This window comes from Serratia sp. FGI94 (assembly GCF_000330865.1).
Classification (GTDB): domain Bacteria; phylum Pseudomonadota; class Gammaproteobacteria; order Enterobacterales; family Enterobacteriaceae; genus Serratia_B; species Serratia_B rubidaea.
This window is the reverse complement of record NC_020064.1, coordinates 4,303,582-4,321,188: the sequence shown is the minus strand read 5'-3', so window position 1 is coordinate 4,321,188 and position 17,607 is coordinate 4,303,582. Positions and strand designations below refer to the sequence as shown.

Here is a 17,607-nt window from a genome sequence, read left to right as displayed (position 1 = left end):
CGGAACAACGACAGATTACCACGCTGGCGATCGATCTTGGCTGCACGAAGCTGGCCGCCGCCCTGGTGGATGAGCAATTACAGATCCGCCAGCGGTGCGAGCTGCCCACGCCGGCCAGCGATCGGCCGGATGCGTTACGGGCCGCGCTGCGGACCTTGGTACAGCCGCTGGCGGCGGATGCGCAGCGCGTCGCCATCGCTTCGACGGGTATTATCCGCGACGGCCTGTTGCAGGCGATCAACCCGCAGAATCTGGGCGGCCTGCTGCATTTCCCGCTGGTAGCGACGCTGGAGGCGTTGACCCGGCTGCCGACGCTGGCGATCAACGATGCGCAGGCGGCGGCGCTGGCGGAATATGCGCGGATGCCGGACGGCGGCGACATGGTGTTTATTACCGTCTCCACCGGCGTCGGCGGCGGGGTGGTGTGCCGCGGGGAGCTGCTGACCGGCGCCGGCGGTCTGGCGGGCCATCTGGGGCATACGTTGGCGGATCCGCACGGGCCGCGCTGCGGCTGCGGGCGTATCGGCTGCGTCGAAGCCATTGCCTCCGGCCGCGCGATCGCCGCGGCGGCGCAGGGCGATCTGGCGGGGTGCGATGCCAAAACCATTTTCGCCCGGGCGGCGGCGGGCCATCCGCAGGCCGACGCGCTGATTCAGCGCTCCGCCGCGGCGCTGGCGCGCATGATTGCGGATGTGAAAGCGACGACCGACTGCCGGCAGGTGGTGGTCGGCGGCAGCATCGGGTTGGCGCAGGGGTATCTGGCACGGGTGAGGGCGTGTCTGATGCAGCTGCCGTCGCCGTATCAGGTGACGCTGACGGCGGCTTATTACCGGCATGATGCCGGCCTGCTGGGGGCCGCGCTGGCGGCGCAGCGCCAGGGATAAAAAAAGCCGGACGGGCGTAGCGCCCCTCCGGCTTTTTGACAGCGCCATGCGGCGCCGGCGCTTACACTTCCAGGTAGTTCAGGATGCCGTCGGCGGCTTTGCGCCCTTCGGCAATCGCCGTCACCACCAGATCGGAACCGCGCACCGCATCGCCGCCGGCGAAGATTTTTGGGTTGCTGGTCTGGAAGGCGTTATCGCTGCCTTCCGGCGCCACGATGCGCCCCTGTTTGTCGAGCTGGACGTCGTGCGCCGCCAGCCAGTTCATCGCGTGCGGACGGAAGCCAAAGGCCATCACCACCGCATCGGCATCCAGCACGTGCTCGGATCCCGGCACCGGCTCTGCCGCCTGACGGCCGTTGGCGTCCGGCTCGCCGAGCTGGGTGCGCACCATTTTCACGCCGGCGACGCGCCCGGCGGCGTTCAGCTCAATGCTGAGCGGCTGCAGGTTGAACTGGAACTCGACGCCTTCCTCACGCGCGTTGGTCACCTCGCGCTTGGAGCCTGGCATATTCGCCTCGTCGCGACGGTAGGCGCAGGTCACCTGGGTGGCGCCCTGACGGATGGAGGTGCGTACGCAGTCCATCGCGGTATCGCCGCCGCCCAGCACCACCACGCGCTTGCCTTCCATGCTGACGTACGGCTCCTGCTCACTGCTCGGGTAGCCCATCAGCTGCTTGGTGTTGGCGATCAGGAACGGCAGGGCGTCATACACGCCCGGCGCTTCTTCGTTCTCCAGGCCGCCGCGCATTGACTGGTAGGTGCCGACGCCGAGGAACACCGCGTCGAACTCGTCGATCAATGCCTCCAGCGTGACGTCCTTGCCGATTTCCGTATTGAGCTGGAACTCGATGCCCATCTCGCTGAAGATTTCACGGCGCTTGATCATCACCTCTTTCTCCAGCTTGAACGCCGGGATGCCGAAGGTCAGCAGGCCGCCGATCTCCGGGTGACGATCGTAGACCACGGCTTGCACGCCGTTGCGGGTCAGCACGTCGGCACAGGCCAGGCCGGCCGGGCCGGCGCCGACGATCGCCACGCGCTTGCCGGTCGGCTGGACGTGCGACATATCCGGTTTCCAGCCCATTTCGATGGCTTTATCGTTGATATAGCGCTCGATATTGCCGATGGTCACCGCGCCGAACTCGTCGTTCAGCGTACAGGAGCCTTCACACAGGCGATCCTGCGGGCAGACGCGGCCGCACACTTCCGGCAGGCTGTTGGTCTGGTGCGCCAGATCCGCCGCCTCCATGATGCGGCCCTCGTTCGCCAGCTTCAGCCAGTTCGGGATGTAGTTGTGCACCGGGCACTTCCACTCGCAATACGGGTTGCCGCAGGACAGACAGCGGTCCGCCTGCGCTTCGGCCTGCGAATCCGAAAACGGTTCGTAGATCTCCACGAAATCGATTTTACGGATCTTCAGCGGTTTCTTCGGCGGATCAACGCGCTGCAGGTCGATAAATTGATAAACATTCTGACTCATTATGACCTACCTCTTACTGCGCCTGAACCCGCAGCTCGGCTGCGGAACGACTACGGTGACCCAACAATGCCTTCACATCGCTGGACTTTGGCTTGACCAGTGCGAACTTCGCCACCCAGGTCGGCCAGTTGGCCAGCATCTCTTCCGCGCGGGAAGAGCCGGTCGCCTGTACGTGCTCGGTGATCAGGCCGCGCAGGTGTTCTTCGTGAATTGCCAGCTGATCGACTTCCAGCACTTCCACCAGCTCCGGGTTGACGCGCTTGCGGAATTCGCCGTCCTCATCCAGCACATAGGCGAAGCCGCCCGTCATGCCGGCGCCGAAGTTGATGCCGGTTTTACCCAGCACGCAGACGATGCCGCCGGTCATGTATTCACAACCGTTATCGCCGATGCCTTCCACCACGGTGATGGCGCCGGAGTTACGCACGGCGAAACGCTCGCCGGCGCGGCCCGCGGCGAACAGCTTGCCGCCGGTAGCGCCGTACAGGCAGGTGTTGCCGATGATGCTGGCTTCATGGCTGCGGAAGGCGGAGCCCAGCGGCGGACGCACCGCGATGCTGCCGCCGGCCATGCCCTTGCCGACGTAGTCGTTGGCGTCGCCGGTCAGGGTCAGCTCTACGCCGCCGGCGTTCCAGACGCCGAAGCTCTGGCCCGCGGTGCCGGAGAAGTGCGCCTTGATCGGATCGGCGGCCATGCCCTGATCGCCGTGTACGCTGGCGATGGCGCCGGACAGGCTGGCGCCGACGGAACGGTCGGTATTGCGGATATCGAAGTAGAACGCCTTGCTATGCTTCTCTTCCACGTACGGCTGCGCCTGCGCCAGCAGCTCTTTGTTCAGCAAACCGTGGTCGAACGGCGGGTTGCTGCCTTCGGTGCAGTACAGCGCCTTGCCCGGATGCGGCGTGGCGGTCTGCAGCAGTGGCGACAGATCCAGCTTGTTCTGCTTGGCGGAAATGCCGTCCAGCTCGCTGAGGAACTCGGTGCGGCCAATCAGATCCACCAGTTGGCTGACGCCCAGCTGCGCCATAATCTCGCGGGTTTCACGCGCGATGAAATGGAAGTAGTTGGTGACGCGTTCCGGCAGGCCGTGATAGTGATCGCGACGCAGTTTTTCATCCTGGGTCGCCACGCCGGTCGCGCAGTTGTTCAGGTGGCAGATACGCAGGTATTTACAGCCCAGCGCCACCATCGGCCCGGTGCCGAAGCCGAAGCTTTCCGCCCCCAGAATCGCCGCCTTGACGATATCGACGCCGGTTTTCAGGCCGCCGTCCACCTGCAGGCGGATTTTATGACGCAGGCCGTTGGCCACCAGCGCCTGTTGGGTTTCCACCAGGCCCAGTTCCCACGGGCAGCCGGCATACTTCACCGACGTCAGCGGGCTGGCGCCGGTGCCGCCGTCATAGCCGGCGATGGTGATCAGATCAGCATAGGCTTTGGCAACGCCGGTGGCGATGGTGCCCACGCCCGGTTCGGAAACCAGCTTGACCGAGATCACCGCCTTCGGGTTCACCTGCTTGAGGTCGAAAATCAGCTGCGCCAAATCTTCAATCGAGTAGATATCGTGATGCGGCGGCGGCGAGATCAGCGTCACGCCCGGCACCGAATAACGCAGTTTGGCGATGTACGGGGTGACCTTATCACCCGGCAGCTGGCCGCCTTCGCCCGGCTTGGCGCCCTGAGCGACTTTAATCTGGATCACGTCGGCGTTCACCAGGTAGGCTGGGGTGACGCCGAAGCGCCCGGAGGCCACCTGCTTGATGCGCGAGACCTTGTTGGTGCCGTAACGTGCCGGGTCTTCGCCGCCTTCGCCGGAGTTGGAGAAGCCGCCGAGGCCGTTCATCGCCACCGCCAGCGACTCGTGCGCTTCCGGACTCAGGGCGCCGATCGACATCGCCGCAGTATCGAAGCGGGTAAACAGCGCTTCGGCCGGCTCGACCTGATCGACCGGAATCGGCTCGCCCTGCGGGGTAATCGCCAGCAGATCGCGCAGCGTGGCGACCGGGCGCTCGTTAACCAGTTTGGCGTAGCGCTGGTAGTCGGCATAGTCGCCGCTGTGCACCGCCTGCTGCAGGCTGTTGACCACGTCCGGGTTGTAGGCGTGGTATTCGCCGCCGTGGACGAACTTCAGCAGGCCGCCCTGATCCAGCGGCTTGCGCTTCAGCCAGGCGCGCTTGGAGAGGTTCTGCAGGTCCTGCTGGAAGTCGCTGAAGCTGGCGCCGTTGATGCGGCTGACCACGCCCTGGAAGCACAGGTCGGACAGATCGCGGTGCAGGCCAACGGCTTCAAACAGTTTGGAGCAGCGGTAAGAGGCGATGGTCGAGATGCCCATTTTGGACATGATCTTGTACAGCCCCTTGTTGATGCCGTTGCGGTAGTTCAGCATCACTTCGCGGTATGGTTTGTCGATGGTCTGGTTGTCCACCAGTTTGGCCAGCGTTTCATAGGCCAGGTACGGATAGATGGCGGTGGCGCCGAAGCCCAGCAGCACGGCGAAGTGGTGCGGGTCGCGCGCGCTGGCCGTTTCCACAATGATGTTGGCGTCGCAGCGCAGGCTCTTGTCCACCAGACGCGTCTGCACCGCGCCGACCGCCATCGGCGCCGGTACCGGCAGGCGGTTCGGGGCGATGGCACGGTCAGACAGCACCAGCAGCACCGCGCCGTCGCGTACTTTCTGTTCCGCCTCGTCGCACAGCGCGCGGATTTTCTGTTCCAGCTCCTGCTCGCCCGGGTCAAAGGTCAGGTCGAGCGTGTCGGCGCGATAGTATTCGCCTTCCAGCGTGGTGAGCTGTTTGAAGTCGGAGTACAGCAGAATCGGCGATTTGAAGCTCAGACGGTGCGCCTGACCTTCCGCTTCGCAGAACACGTTCATCTCGCGGCCGATGCTGGTGGCCAGCGACATTACGTGCGCCTCGCGCAGTGGGTCGATCGGCGGGTTGGTGACCTGCGCGAACTGCTGACGGAAATAGTCGTAGATAATGCGCGGACGGCTGGAGAGCACGGCGAACGGCGTATCGTCGCCCATCGAGCCGGTGGCTTCCTGGCCAATCTCACCCAGCACGCGGATCACCTGGTCCAGCTCTTCGCTGCTGTAGCCGAACTGCTTCTGGTAGGTCTCCAGCAGCGCATCGTCCAACTGACGGCTGCCCACCTGTTCTTCCGGCAGGTCTTCGAACGGCACCAGACGCTTGACGTTCTTCTCCATCCACTCTTTATACGGGTGGCGGCTCTTCAGGTCGTTATCGGTTTCGGCGGAGTGCAGGATGCGGCCGCTGCGGGTGTCGATCACCATCAGCTCGCCCGGGCCGACGCGGCCCTTTTCCACCACTTCGTCCGGCTGATAGTCCCAGATGCCGACTTCAGAGGCACAGGTGATCAGCTTGTCTTTGGTGATGACGTAGCGCGCCGGGCGCAGGCCGTTGCGGTCGAGGTTACAGGCGGCGTAGCGGCCGTCGGACATCACGATGCCCGCCGGGCCGTCCCACGGCTCCATATGCATGGAGTTAAAGTCGAAGAAGGCGCGCAGATCGCCATCCATCTCCGGGTTATTCTGCCAGGCCGGCGGCACCAGCAGGCGCATGGCGCGGATCAGATCCATGCCGCCCGCCAGCAGCAGCTCCAGCATATTGTCCATCGAGCTGGAGTCGGAGCCGGTTTCGTTAATGAACGGCGCGGCGGATTGCAGGTCCGGGATCAGCGGCGTCTGGAATTTATAGGTGCGCGCGCGCGCCCACTGGCGGTTGCCGGTAATGGTGTTGATCTCGCCGTTGTGCGCCAGATAGCGAAACGGTTGCGCCAGCGGCCAGCGCGGCACGGTATTGGTGGAGAAGCGCTGGTGGAACAGACAAATGGCGGATTCCAGACGCAGATCGGCCAGGTCGAGATAAAAACGCGGCAGATCGGCCGGCATGCACAGGCCTTTGTAGATGGTCACCAGGTTGGAGAAGCTGCAGACGTAGAAGCTGTCGTCCTGAATACGTTTTTCAATGCGGCGGCGGGCCACGAACAGGCGGCGCTCCAGATCACGCGGACGCCAGCCGGCCGGGGCATTGACAAAGATTTGTTCGATACGCGGCAGCGACGACAGGGCGATCTCGCCCAGCACGTCCGGGTTGGTCGGCACTTCGCGCCAGCCGACGATCGACAGCGTTTCATTCTGCAGTTCTTCTTCAACGATGCGGCGGCTGGCGCGGGCTTCTTCCTCGTTTTGGCTGAGGAACATCATGCCGACGGCATAGTTTTTGGCTAAACGCCAGCCGCGCTCTTCCGCAACCATCCGGAAGAAACGATCGGGCTTTTGCAATAACAGGCCACAGCCGTCGCCGGTCTTGCCGTCGGCAAGGATGGCGCCACGGTGTTGCATACGGGCCAGTGCGTGGATCGCGGTACGCACTACCTTGTGGCTAGGTTCGCCTTCTATGTGGGCGATCAGGCCGAAACCACAGTTGTCCCTCTCTTGGGATTTATCGTACAACATATCAGTGAACCTCCCCAGGCTCTGCATGACTCTCACAACCTACTGCGAGGGGGCTTCCCAACTTCAGGCGAACGCCGACGGCTTATCCCCCCATGAAAGACATCATGATGGTGAATAATCCAATCTGCTTTTGTGCCCTCCGTTAATGGCCTCTCGTGACGGTTATCACAAGTGGTGACTACTTGTTTTAAGAGGGAGTCTTTAAATTACTGCATAATTATGACGAGTCGTTTACCCGTCCAGAAAGCTTCCAGCGGACTTCCAACTTAATCCAGAAAGAATACGCAGGTCAAATATGGGCTTAAACCGCCTTTACATTCGCCTTTAGTGGTTTATATAACTGAAATATTTATATTTTTATGGGGATTTACTGGCGTGAGGGTGCGCTGATGCCGCCGAAGAAATGTGAGCTGTCTCACTATAGTGCAAGGTTCGAATCTCTGCACCATGCTAGTGCGGGCGCTAATATCAGAGCATTATGCTGATGTGTAAGGCTATTCCAATGTTTATCACTATTTTTCATCGTCTTGTCATATAGCGCTAAATAACTGCTAAGGAATTAGAAAAATTCATCGCGGGCGGGGTGATTTTATTTGCGTTTATAATGAATAGTTATGCCGAGGTGCGCCTTTGAGAAAAAGCGTTGATCTCTGTCATCGTGGGAAAAGTCGTTTCTTATTAGCATCGGCGGCTTTGAACACAGAGAACCATCCAGAATATGCAGTTGCCGCAATTAGTCAATATGTTTGGCGCCGATCTCCAGCGGCGCTACGGAGAAAAGATCCATAAACTGACGCTGCACGGCGGCTTCAGTTGCCCGAACCGCGACGGCACGCTGGGGCGCGGCGGCTGCACGTTTTGCAACGTGGCGTCGTTTGCCGATGAGCAGATGCAGCAACAGGGCATTGCCGAACAGCTGGCGGCGCAGGCGCAGAAAACGCAGCGTGCCAGGCGCTACCTGGCGTACTTTCAGGCGTATACCAGCACCTATGCCGAAGTAGAGCGGCTGCAGGCGCTGTACGGTCAGGCGCTGGCGCAGAGCGCGATGGTGGGGCTGTGCGTCGGCACCCGGCCGGACTGCGTGCCCGCCGCGGCGCTCGACCTGCTGGCCGGCTATCGCGACGCCGGCTATGAAGTCTGGCTGGAGCTGGGGCTGCAGAGCGCGCGCGATAAAACGCTGAAACGCATCAATCGGGGCCATGATTTCTGCTGTTATCAACAGACCGCCAGGCTGGCGCGCCAGCGGGGGCTGAAAGTGTGCTGTCACCTGATTGTCGGCCTGCCGGGCGAAACGCCGGCCGACCATTTGGCGACGCTGCGGGCGGTGGTCGACGGCGGCGTGGACGGCATTAAGCTGCATCCGCTGCATATCGTCAGCGGCAGCACGATGGCCCGTGCCTGGCGGGCCGGCCGGCTGGCGACGCTGACGCTGGACGAGTACGCCGCCAGCGCCGGTGAAATGATTCGCCATACGCCGCGAGAGGTGGTGTTCCACCGTATTTCGGCCAGCGCGCGTCCCCCGACGCTGCTGGCACCATTATGGTGCGCAAACCGCTGGAGCGGCATGCAGGCGGTCGGCGGCTATCTGCAGCGGCATGGCGGCCAGGGCTCGGCGCTGGACTTCGCCAATCATTACCATCCCTGAGCGCCGTTTTGCCGTCTTTTCCACACTTCCGCCGACGTAATCTCTGTTACGGGACGATTTGCGGTATGATTTAAGCCATATGTCTGTAGGGAGCCGTTCATGAAGCAAATCCGGGTGTTGGCCCAGTACTACGTTGATTTAATGGTGAAGCTGGGGCTGGTGCGCTTTTCGCTGCTGCTGGCTTCGGCGCTGGTGGTGCTGGCGATGGTGGTGCAGATGGCCGTGACTATGCTGCTGCGCGGCGAGGTCGAGAGCATCGACGTGGTGCGCTCTATCTTCTTTGGTCTGCTGATCACCCCGTGGGCGGTCTATTTCCTGTCGGTGGTGGTGGAGCAGCTGGAGGAGTCGCGTCAGCGGCTGGCGCGGCTGGTCGACAAGCTGGAGGAGATGCGCCATCGCGATCTGGAGCTGAACCAGCAGCTGAAAGACAACATCAGCCAGCTTAACCAGGAGATCGCCGACCGCATCAAGGCGGAAGAGGCGCGTCTGCAGGTGATGGACAAGCTGAAAGAGGAGATGGAACAGCGCGAACTGGCACAGGTCGAGCTGGGCCAACAGTCAGCCCTGCTGCGTTCGTTCCTCGATGCCTCACCGGATTTGGTGTATTACCGCAATGAAGACAAAGAGTTTTCCGGCTGCAACCGGGCGATGGAGCTGCTGACCGGCAAAAGCGAAAAGCAGCTGATTGGCCTGACGCCGAATGACGTGTATGAGCAGGACATTGCGGATAAAGTGATTGAAACCGATGAGAAAGTGTTCCGTCACAACGTTTCGCTGACCTACGAGCAGTGGCTGGTGTATCCAGACGGGCGTAAGGCCTGCTTTGAGTTGCGCAAGGTGCCGTTTTACGATCGGGTCGGCAAGCGTCACGGCCTGATGGGCTTCGGGCGCGATATTACCGAGCGTAAGCGCTATCAGGACGCGCTGGAGAACGCCAGCAGGGAGAAGACCACCTTTATCTCCACCATCAGCCACGAGCTGCGTACGCCGCTTAACGGCATCGTCGGCCTCAGCCGTATTCTGCTGGATACCGAGCTGAACGACGAACAGCTGAACTACCTGAAAACCATCCACGTCAGCGCGATTACCCTCGGCAACATTTTCAACGACATCATCGAGATGGACAAAATCGAGCGGCGCAAGGTGCAGCTGGATAACCAGCCGGTCGATTTCACCGGCTTCCTGGCGGATCTGGAAAACCTCTCCGGCCTGCTGGCGCAGCCGAAGGGGCTGCGCTTTGTGCTGGAGCCGCAGGCGCCGCTGCCGCAAAAAATCCTCACCGACGGCACGCGCCTGCGCCAGATCCTGTGGAACCTGATCGGCAACGCGGTGAAGTTTACCCAGCAGGGAAACATCACGGTGCGGGTGCGGCGTGAAGGGCAGGAGAAACTGGTGTTTGACGTGGCAGACTCCGGCATGGGCATTCCGCAGGATGAGCAGGACAAGATCTTCGCCATGTATTATCAGGTCAAGGACCAGCGCGGCGGCCGGCCGGCGACCGGCACCGGCATCGGCCTGGCGGTGTCCAAGCGGCTGGCGCAGAGCATGGGCGGCGACATCACCGTCAGCAGCCAGCCGGGCCACGGCTCCTGCTTTACGCTGACCATCAAGGCGCCGGCGCTGGAAGAAGCGGTGACGGAGGAGGAAAGCGAAGAGGCGCTGCCGCTGCCGGCGCTGCATATTCTGCTGGTGGAAGACATTGAGCTGAACGTTATCGTTGCGCGTTCGGTGCTGGAGAAACTGGGCAACAGCGTCGAGGTGGCGATGAACGGCCATGATGCGCTGGCGATGTTTGACCCGGACGAGTTTGACCTGGTGCTGCTGGATATCCAGCTGCCGGATATGACCGGGCTGGATATCGCCCGCGAGCTGCGCGAGCGCTATGCCGGGCAGGCGCTGCCGCCGCTGATTGCGCTGACCGCCAACGTGCTGAAAGACAAAAAAGAGTACCTGGAGGCGGGCATGGACGATGTCCTGAGCAAGCCGCTTTCGGTGCCGGCGTTGACCAAAATGATTCAGCACTACTGGGATCATCAACCCATTCATGCCACAAAGAAAACGGAGCACAACGCGATGCAGATTAACGAGTCGTTACTGGATACCGCCATGCTGGAGCAGTATATGGAGCTGGTGGGGCCGCAGCTGATTCATCAGAGTCTGGAGATGTTTGAGCAGATGATGCCGGGTTATCTGGCGGTGCTGGATTCCAACATGACGGCGCGCGATCAGAAAGGCATTGCCGAAGAGGGGCATAAAATCAAAGGCGCGGCGGGCTCGGTCGGTCTGCGTCATCTGCAACAGCTGGCGCAGCAGATTCAGACGCCAACGCTGCCGGCGTGGTGGGATAACGTGCAGGATTGGGTGGATGAGCTGAAGCAGGAGTGGCAGAACGACGTCGCGATGCTGCGCGCCTGGGTAGAGAATGCGGAAAAAAAATGACCCCGACCGAGGCCGGGGTGCGCGAATATTGCGCCAACACCAGGGAAAACGTGAACCTGCGTATTGGTTTTAAGTTTCTGCTTGCGCAGGTTGTAGAAAATTCTGAAGCCTCCGGGGAGGATTCCTATACATCATACAGCCAACAACATACCAAATGTAAGCGCTCTTGTTAGAAGATTCATTAAAATGTGTGATGTAGATTAGTGTTTGTCAACTTGGCGCACTAACTCATTGACAATATTGGTGAGGAGAACGGCGATGAAACAGGTTGGGGTAGTGCTCAGCGGTTGTGGAGTTTATGACGGTACGGAGATTCACGAGGCGGTGCTGACGTTGCTGGCGCTGGATCGCGCTGGGGCGCAGGCGGTGTGTTTTGCACCGGATAAACCTCAACTGCATGTAATTAATCATTTATCTGGGAATGAGACCGGTGAGCAGCGTAATGTGCTGGCGGAGTCGGCGCGGATTGCCAGAGGCCAGGTGCAGCCGCTTTCTGCCGCGCGCGCCGAGCAGTTGGATGCGTTGATCGTGCCGGGCGGTTTCGGCGCGGCCAAGAACCTGAGCAGCTTTGCCACACAGGGCGCCGAGTGTGAGGTGGATGACGATCTGGTGAGATTGACGCGGGAAATGCATAAGGCGAACAAACCAATTGGTTTTATGTGTATTGCCCCGGCGCTGCTGCCGAAGCTGCTTGACCAGCAGGTCAGGCTGACCATTGGTAACGATCCCGATCTCGGGGAAGTGATTGATACCATGGGCGGAGAACCGGTGATTTGTCCTGTTGACGATATTGTGGTCGACGGCGAACACAAAGTGGTGACCACGCCGGCGTATATGCTGGCGCAGTCCATCGGCGAAGCGGCCAGCGGAATTGATAAGCTGGTTTCACGCGTACTGGACCTGACCGAATGAGAAAAAAGGCGGCGCGCAGGTCGCTGTTATCTCTGCCGTGGCGCTGGTTGAAGCGCGGGGTGCTGACGCTGCTCGGCCTGTGGCTGGCCGGCATTGTGCTGTTTGCGTTCCTGCCGGTGCCGTTTTCCGCCGTGATGGCGGAGCGGCAGGTCAGCGCCTGGCTGCGCGGCGACTTTGGCTATGTGGCGCACTCCGACTGGGTGGCGATGAGCGAGATCTCACCCAATATGGCGCTGGCGGTGATGGCCGCCGAGGACCAGAAATTCCCGCAGCACTGGGGGTTCGACGTCTCCGCCATTGAGAAGGCGCTGGACCACAACGAGCGGCGTCCGGCGCGCATCCGCGGCGCTTCAACCCTGTCGCAGCAGACGGCGAAAAATCTGTTCCTGTGGGACGGGCGCAGCTGGCTGCGTAAAGGGCTGGAAGCGGGGCTGACCGGCGGTATTGAGCTGGTATGGAGCAAACGCCGCATTCTGACGGTGTATCTCAACATCGTGGAGCTGGGCGACGGCGTGTTTGGCGTTGAAGAGGCGTCGCAGCGTTACTTTAATAAGCCGGCCCGGCGTCTCAGCGCTTCCGAAGCGGCGCTGCTGGCGGCGGTATTGCCGAACCCGCACCGCTTCAAGGCCGATGCGCCGTCGGCGTACGTGATACAGCGTCAGCAGTGGATTTTGCGTCAGATGCGGCAGCTGGGCGGGGAAAGCTTCCTGAAGGCCAACCGGCTGGATTGAGCAGAGAGCGGGGCGAGGCGTTGGCCTCGCCCCGTGGGGCATTACTTCACGTAGGTAAAGGCGGTGGTGACGTGCTTGACGCCGCTCACCTGGCTGGCGATCTGCGCCGCCGACTGCCCTTCCTGTTCAGTCACCAGGCCGAGCAGGAACACTTCGCCGTTCTCGGTGGTGACTTTGACGTTGGAGGATTTGACCGTGTCGCTGGTCAGGATCTGCGAGCGCACCTTGGTGGTGATCCAGGTATCGGCAGACGCGGTGCTCAGGCTGACCGGCGTGCCCTGACGGATCTCGTTATACACCTCGGTAGCGCCTTCCACGCCCATGGCGATCTGCTTGGCGCGGGCGGACAGGTCAGGATTTGGCGCCTGGCCGGTCAGCAGCACCTTGCCCTGATAGGCGGTAGCCACCACGCGGGCGTCTTTCTTCAGTTGTTGATCCTTGCTCATCGCATTTTCGACCCGCGCTTCCAGCGTGCCGTCGTCAACCTGCGTACCAATGGTGCGCGGGTCGGTGGCGGTTTTGGTCGCCACCGCTGCGCTGCCGACCACCACGGCCGGTACGCAGCCTTGCAGCATCAGCGCGCCTAGCAGCACGGCGTAAACAGTATGAAGCTTCATTCGAACTCCTTAATCAATCGTCCTGGTGGGGAAACAGCGTATTATCAATCAGGTCGCATAGGCAGTTTACCGTCAGCATATGCATTTCCTGAATTCGTGAACTGCGGTGTGATGGAATACGGATTTCTACGTCCTGCTGGCCCAACAGGCCGGCCAGCTCCCCGCCGTCGTACCCCGTCAGCGCGACGATGGTCATATCGCGGGTGACTGCGGCTTCAACGGCCTTAACAATATCACGGCTATTGCCGCGGGTGGAAATTGCCAGCAGCACGTCGCCGGTCTGGCCGAGCGCGCGTACCTGCTTGGCGTACACTTCATCATGCAGACGATCGTTGGTGATAGCGGTCAGCACCACATTATCCGCGTTCAGGGCGATCGCCGGCAGGCTGGGGCGTTCGGTTTCGAAACGGTTAATCATGCTCGCCGCAAAATGCTGGGCGTTGGCGGCGGAGGTGCCGTTGCCGCAGCACAGGATCTTATTGCCGTTGAGCAGCGACTGCACCAGCGTCATCGCCGCCCGGGAAATGGCGTCCGGCAGCGCTTCCGCCGCCGCGATCTGGGTCTGAATGCTTTCGGTAAAACAGGTTTTGATTCTTTCTAACACGTTGTCATTATCCAGGCCGGCTGCACCGGCAACGTAGAACTTATCTCATCGGCTCATGCCCGCGCGCGGAGGTTTAATCCGCATTGAAGGCATTGGGTATCCATGCTAACTGGCTGCCGGTGAAGGCCAAAACGTCAAAACGGCAGGGCGACGTGTCGAAACTGGCGCCTCGCCCCGCCAGCCAGACGGCGGCGGCGTGCAACAGGCGCTGTTGCTTGCGATAGGTGACGCTGGCGGCGGCATCGCCAAAGGCGGCGTTGCGCCGGTAGCGAACCTCCACGAACACCCAGGTCTGGCCGTCGCGCATAATCAGATCGAGCTCGCCGCCGCGCACCGCCACGTTGGCGGCGACGAAGACGAGCCCGGCGCGTTCCAGATAGCGGCGGGCCTGTAATTCATAGCCCGCCCCCTTGGTGCGTTGGCTCAGGAGGCCGGAACGATCTGACCCTGACGATATTGCAGCCAAGGCAGCTTCCTGTTGATCACGCAGTTAGACGATGCGGTCAGCGCGCCGGTGGCACCGGACAGCTGGAACCCCGGCAGCTGACGCATTTCGGAGAAGTGGTTAGCCAACTGCCAGGCGTCCACGCCCATGGCGTACAGACGCATCAGGGAGTAGTCGTTGCGGAACTTGGCGCCGGCCTGACGCATCAGCTGCGGGTTGGCGCCGGCCATCATCGGGATATCGCTGAACTGCAGGCCTTCCATTTCCAGACGGAAGTCCGGGCCGGAGCCGGCCTGGTAGCTGCGTGAGCTGGCGTACAGCGACGGCTTGCCGCGACCGTTGATATTCATATCGATCATTGGCTTGATCAGCGTCAGCTGCGAGCGGTTGGCGACGATGTAAACCGCGTCGACCCGGCCGCCGGTGGCCGCCGGAATATCGCTCGGCGGCGCCGGGATGGTCAGGCCGGCGACGGTGACCGACTGCTGCGCTGGCGCGCTGGCGGCGACCGGGGTGCCGGACAGGCGGATGCCGGAGCGTACCGACTGACGCAGTTCATTCACGGAGCCAATGTTCTGCTGCAGCACGGTGCCGCCGCCCTGCTGTTGCCACTCTTCGGCAAAGGCTTTGGCGACGCGGTTGCCGAATGCGCCGTGCGGCACCAGCAGCAGCGGCTGGCGCTTCTGTTGTCCCCAGATATGGCGGGCGGCGTCGCGCGCCTCATCTTCCGGCGACAGGGCGAAGTAGCAGACGTTCGGGTTGTCGCGTGGCGTTTCCGGCTGGTTGAGCGCCAGCACGTTCAGCGTGGTGCTGGTGTTGGCCAACTGGTCGACGTTGTTTTTCAGCAGCGGGCCGACCACCAGGGTCGCGCCATCCTGCTGCGCCTGCGCCAGCAGGGCAGACAGCGGCTGGCTGGAGGTGTCATACACCTTAATCTGCGCGTTGCTCATCGGCGGCTGGGCCGGCGCCGGCGTTGCGGCCGGTGCGCTTGGCTGTGCGGTGCTGATTGGCGCGGCGGCGTCTTCCTGCGCCGGTGCCGAGGTGCTGACCGCGCCGTTGGCGTTGATATCGCCGGACTGCGTGTCAGGCGCGGTTACCGGCTGCTCGGCGCTGCCTCCGGCTGGCTGTGCTGGCGGCTGGGACGGAGCCGGGGCGCCGGCGGTGCCGTTCTTCGCCGCTTCAAAACCCTGCTGGATGGCGTCGGCAAACACCTTCGCCTGGCCGTTCATCGGCAGCAGCAGGGCAATGTTGGAGGTAGAGGCCTGGGTCAGGTTCAGCGCCTGGTTCAGCTGGGTCGGCAGCGACTTGGCGGCCGGGTTTTGCGGATAGCGGTTCTGCCAGTCCTTGATGCCGGCTTTCAGCATATCCGGATCCTGGCGGTTTTCCTGATAGACGCGCAGCAGATCCAGCCAGCCCTGCAGGACGTTTTCATCGGCGTTGATCACCAGGTTGTTCATATCCTGCGGCGTCAGTCCCAGCAGGGTTTTCCAAGTCTGGTCCAGATTATCCTGGTGCGCCTTGTCGTTCAGCAGCGGCTCCTGCGCAATATAGGCGCGGATCAGCGGCAGCGAGGCTTTGCCCTGGTTGGCGGCGATCTGCGCCTGATAGAAGCGCACGCGCTGGTTCGGCGACAGCGTGTTGTTGTCGATGCCGTTCAGCGTATTGCGCGCGGCGCTGAGATTTTTGCCTGCGATCTGCAGCTCGGCGTTCAGCAACTGGCGTTCTGTCTGCCGTTCGCCGCTCAGGTTCTGCGGCAGCGCGCCCAGCTGTTGGTTGGCCTGCGGCAGTTTCCCTTCGCGCAACAATGCGCGAATAGCAAGTAATTGCCAGTCAGCCTTGTTATCATCGCTGCTCTGCTGCATTTGCTGCAGATAGTAATCGGAGCTGGCGCTCGCCTCGTCCTGAATATTGGCGGGCGGAGTCTGCGGAGCCTGGCCTGGACAGCCTGCAAGCAGCAGGGTGGCCACGATAACAGGCATAAAACGCCCTGCTTTGGTACGAACGAATTTTGAGGAAAGCATACTGTATCCAGTGATGTTTTTTTCAAGATGCTCAATATTAAATCGGCAATCCGGATGAAACAATGAATCAACACCAACAATCAGTCATTTCTGCATCAACGCTGTACGTGGTGCCCACCCCGATCGGCAATTTGGGTGATATCACTCAACGCGCGTTAGCGGTGCTGGAAAGCGTTGATCTGATCGCGGCGGAAGACACGCGCCATACCGGATTGTTGCTGCAACACTTCGCGATTAACGCGCGGTTGTTTGCCCTGCACGACCATAATGAACAGCAAAAGGCTGACCAACTGCTGGCAAAACTGCAGGAAGGTCAAAGTATAGCCCTGGTTTCCGATGCCGGGACGCCGTTAATCAACGACCCTGGCTACCACCTGGTGCGGCGCTGCCGCGAAGCGGGCATCCGCGTGGTGCCGCTGCCGGGCGCCTGCGCCGCCACCACCGCGCTGTGCGCCGCCGGCGTCGCCTCGGACCGTTTCTGCTACGAAGGCTTCCTGCCGGCGAAAACCAAGGGGCGTAAGGATACGCTGCTGGCGCTGGCAGAGGAACCTCGCACGCTGATTTTCTATGAATCCACCCACCGCCTGCTGGACAGCCTGCAGGATATGGTGACGGTGTGGGGGCCGGATCGCTACGTGGTGCTGGCGCGCGAACTGACCAAAACCTGGGAGTCGATTTACGGCGCGCCGGTCGGCGAGCTGCTGGCCTGGGTGCAGGAAGACGAAGTGCGCCGGCGCGGTGAGATGGTGCTGATCGTCGAGGGGCACAAGGCGCAGGAGGATGCGCTGCCGCCGGAGGCGCTGCGCACGCTGGCGCTGCTGCACAAGGAGCTGCCGCTGAAGAAAGCGGCGGCGCTGGCGGCGGAAATCCACGGCGTGAAGAAGAATGCGTTGTATAAATACGCGCTCGAGCAACAGGAAGGGTGACAAATCGGACGTTATGTCCTATCATCCGCGCCGGAGTTGACCAGACAGTCGCCGCTTCACTGCCGTCCTCATTGGGGAGACAGGTGGAGGGGAGGAAAGTCCGGGCTCCATAGGGCAGGGTGCCAGGTAACGCCTGGGGGGCGCAAGCCTACGACTAGTGCAACAGAGAGCAAACCGCCGATGGCCCGCGCAAGCGGGATCAGGTAAGGGTGAAAGGGTGCGGTAAGAGCGCACCGCGCGGCTGGCAACAGTTCGTGGCACGGTAAACTCCACCCGGAGCAAGGCCAAATAGGGGTTCACATGGTACGGCCCGTACTGAACCCGGGTAGGCTGCTTGAGCCAGTGAGCGATTGCTGGCCTAGAGGAATGACTGTCCACGACAGAACCCGGCTTACCGGTCAACTCCACTCCTCTTCAGACAAACGGGCT

At 61.7% G+C, this 17,607-nt stretch carries 12 protein-coding genes and 1 other RNA gene; 7 read left to right on the top strand and 6 right to left on the bottom strand.

Annotated features, from left to right (window positions below):
* Positions 1-14: 14 nt before the first annotated feature.
* Positions 15-884 carry an N-acetylmannosamine kinase gene (locus D781_RS19645; protein ID WP_041412249.1) on the top strand — a complete coding sequence of 290 codons (870 nt, stop codon included), beginning with the start codon at positions 15-17 and terminating at the stop codon, positions 882-884.
* A 61-nt stretch (positions 885-945) separates the two neighbouring features.
* Here D781_RS19645 and D781_RS19640 read toward each other — a convergent pair whose 3' ends face one another.
* Both D781_RS19640 and gltB read right to left on the bottom strand, forming a co-directional pair.
* Entirely contained in the window at positions 946-2,364 is a 1,419-nt protein-coding gene (locus D781_RS19640; RefSeq protein ID WP_015961982.1) for a glutamate synthase small subunit, read from the bottom strand.
* Between the two features lie 13 nt (positions 2,365-2,377).
* Positions 2,378-6,838 (bottom strand): glutamate synthase large subunit, encoded by a 4,461-nt coding sequence (gltB, locus tag D781_RS19635; RefSeq protein WP_015961981.1) that lies wholly within the window; start codon positions 6,836-6,838, stop codon positions 2,378-2,380.
* Positions 6,839-7,556: 718 nt separating this feature from the next.
* Between gltB and D781_RS19630 the strand changes: the two genes are divergently transcribed.
* From D781_RS19630 to mtgA, 4 genes are all read left to right on the top strand, one after another.
* The gene (locus D781_RS19630; protein WP_015961980.1) at positions 7,557-8,483 is read left to right on the top strand and encodes a TIGR01212 family radical SAM protein; all 927 of its coding nucleotides are present in this window, start codon (positions 7,557-7,559) and stop codon (positions 8,481-8,483) included.
* Between the two features lie 99 nt (positions 8,484-8,582).
* A complete protein-coding gene (gene arcB / locus D781_RS19625) occupies positions 8,583-10,922 on the top strand; it encodes an aerobic respiration two-component sensor histidine kinase ArcB (protein ID WP_015961979.1) in 2,340 nt (779 codons plus the stop codon).
* 258 nt (positions 10,923-11,180) lie between these two features.
* Positions 11,181-11,834: an isoprenoid biosynthesis glyoxalase ElbB gene (gene elbB / locus D781_RS19620; protein ID WP_015961978.1), complete on the top strand. Its 654-nt coding sequence runs from the start codon at positions 11,181-11,183 to the stop codon at positions 11,832-11,834.
* Entirely contained in the window at positions 11,831-12,565 is a 735-nt protein-coding gene (gene mtgA, locus D781_RS19615) for a monofunctional biosynthetic peptidoglycan transglycosylase (protein ID WP_015961977.1), read from the top strand. Before elbB ends, mtgA begins: the two co-directional genes overlap by 4 nt.
* Before the next feature lie 41 nt (positions 12,566-12,606).
* On the opposite strand, the gene dolP is transcribed toward mtgA, so the two are convergent.
* From dolP to D781_RS19595, 4 genes are all read right to left on the bottom strand, one after another.
* On the bottom strand, positions 12,607-13,182 hold the full coding sequence (gene dolP / locus D781_RS19610) for a division/outer membrane stress-associated lipid-binding lipoprotein (protein WP_015961976.1): 576 nt from the start codon (positions 13,180-13,182) through the stop codon (positions 12,607-12,609).
* Between the two features lie 13 nt (positions 13,183-13,195).
* Entirely contained in the window at positions 13,196-13,786 is a 591-nt protein-coding gene (diaA, locus tag D781_RS19605; RefSeq protein ID WP_015961975.1) for a DnaA initiator-associating protein DiaA, read from the bottom strand.
* A 73-nt stretch (positions 13,787-13,859) separates the two neighbouring features.
* The gene (locus D781_RS19600) at positions 13,860-14,213 is read right to left on the bottom strand and encodes a YraN family protein (protein WP_199557174.1); all 354 of its coding nucleotides are present in this window, start codon (positions 14,211-14,213) and stop codon (positions 13,860-13,862) included.
* Complete coding sequence (locus D781_RS19595; protein WP_015961973.1) at positions 14,210-16,252, bottom strand: penicillin-binding protein activator; 2,043 nt, start codon at positions 16,250-16,252, stop codon at positions 14,210-14,212. Before D781_RS19595 ends, D781_RS19600 begins: the two co-directional genes overlap by 4 nt.
* Positions 16,253-16,314: 62 nt before the next feature.
* Here D781_RS19595 and rsmI point away from each other — a divergent pair, with 62 nt between their 5' ends.
* The gene (gene rsmI, locus D781_RS19590; protein WP_015961972.1) at positions 16,315-17,178 is read left to right on the top strand and encodes a 16S rRNA (cytidine(1402)-2'-O)-methyltransferase; all 864 of its coding nucleotides are present in this window, start codon (positions 16,315-16,317) and stop codon (positions 17,176-17,178) included.
* Positions 17,179-17,210: 32 nt separating this feature from the next.
* Positions 17,211-17,588, top strand: an RNA gene (gene rnpB / locus D781_RS22350) — RNase P RNA component class A.
* The last annotated feature ends 19 nt before the right edge of the window (positions 17,589-17,607 follow it).

What these genes read in the sequence shown, in the direction of transcription:
- D781_RS19595 (WP_015961973.1), bottom strand. Translation starts at nt 16,252, where the DNA reads ATGCTTTCCTCAAAATTCGTTCGTACCAAAGCAGGGCGTTTTATGCCT.
- mtgA (WP_015961977.1), top strand. Translation starts at nt 11,831, where the DNA reads ATGAGAAAAAAGGCGGCGCGCAGGTCGCTGTTATCTCTGCCGTGGCGC.
- elbB (WP_015961978.1), top strand. Translation starts at nt 11,181, where the DNA reads ATGAAACAGGTTGGGGTAGTGCTCAGCGGTTGTGGAGTTTATGACGGT.
- gltB (WP_015961981.1), bottom strand. Translation starts at nt 6,838, where the DNA reads ATGTTGTACGATAAATCCCAAGAGAGGGACAACTGTGGTTTCGGCCTG.
- rsmI (WP_015961972.1), top strand. Translation starts at nt 16,315, where the DNA reads ATGAATCAACACCAACAATCAGTCATTTCTGCATCAACGCTGTACGTG.
- arcB (WP_015961979.1), top strand. Translation starts at nt 8,583, where the DNA reads ATGAAGCAAATCCGGGTGTTGGCCCAGTACTACGTTGATTTAATGGTG.
- dolP (WP_015961976.1), bottom strand. Translation starts at nt 13,182, where the DNA reads ATGAAGCTTCATACTGTTTACGCCGTGCTGCTAGGCGCGCTGATGCTG.
- D781_RS19630 (WP_015961980.1), top strand. Translation starts at nt 7,557, where the DNA reads ATGCAGTTGCCGCAATTAGTCAATATGTTTGGCGCCGATCTCCAGCGG.
- D781_RS19640 (WP_015961982.1), bottom strand. Translation starts at nt 2,364, where the DNA reads ATGAGTCAGAATGTTTATCAATTTATCGACCTGCAGCGCGTTGATCCG.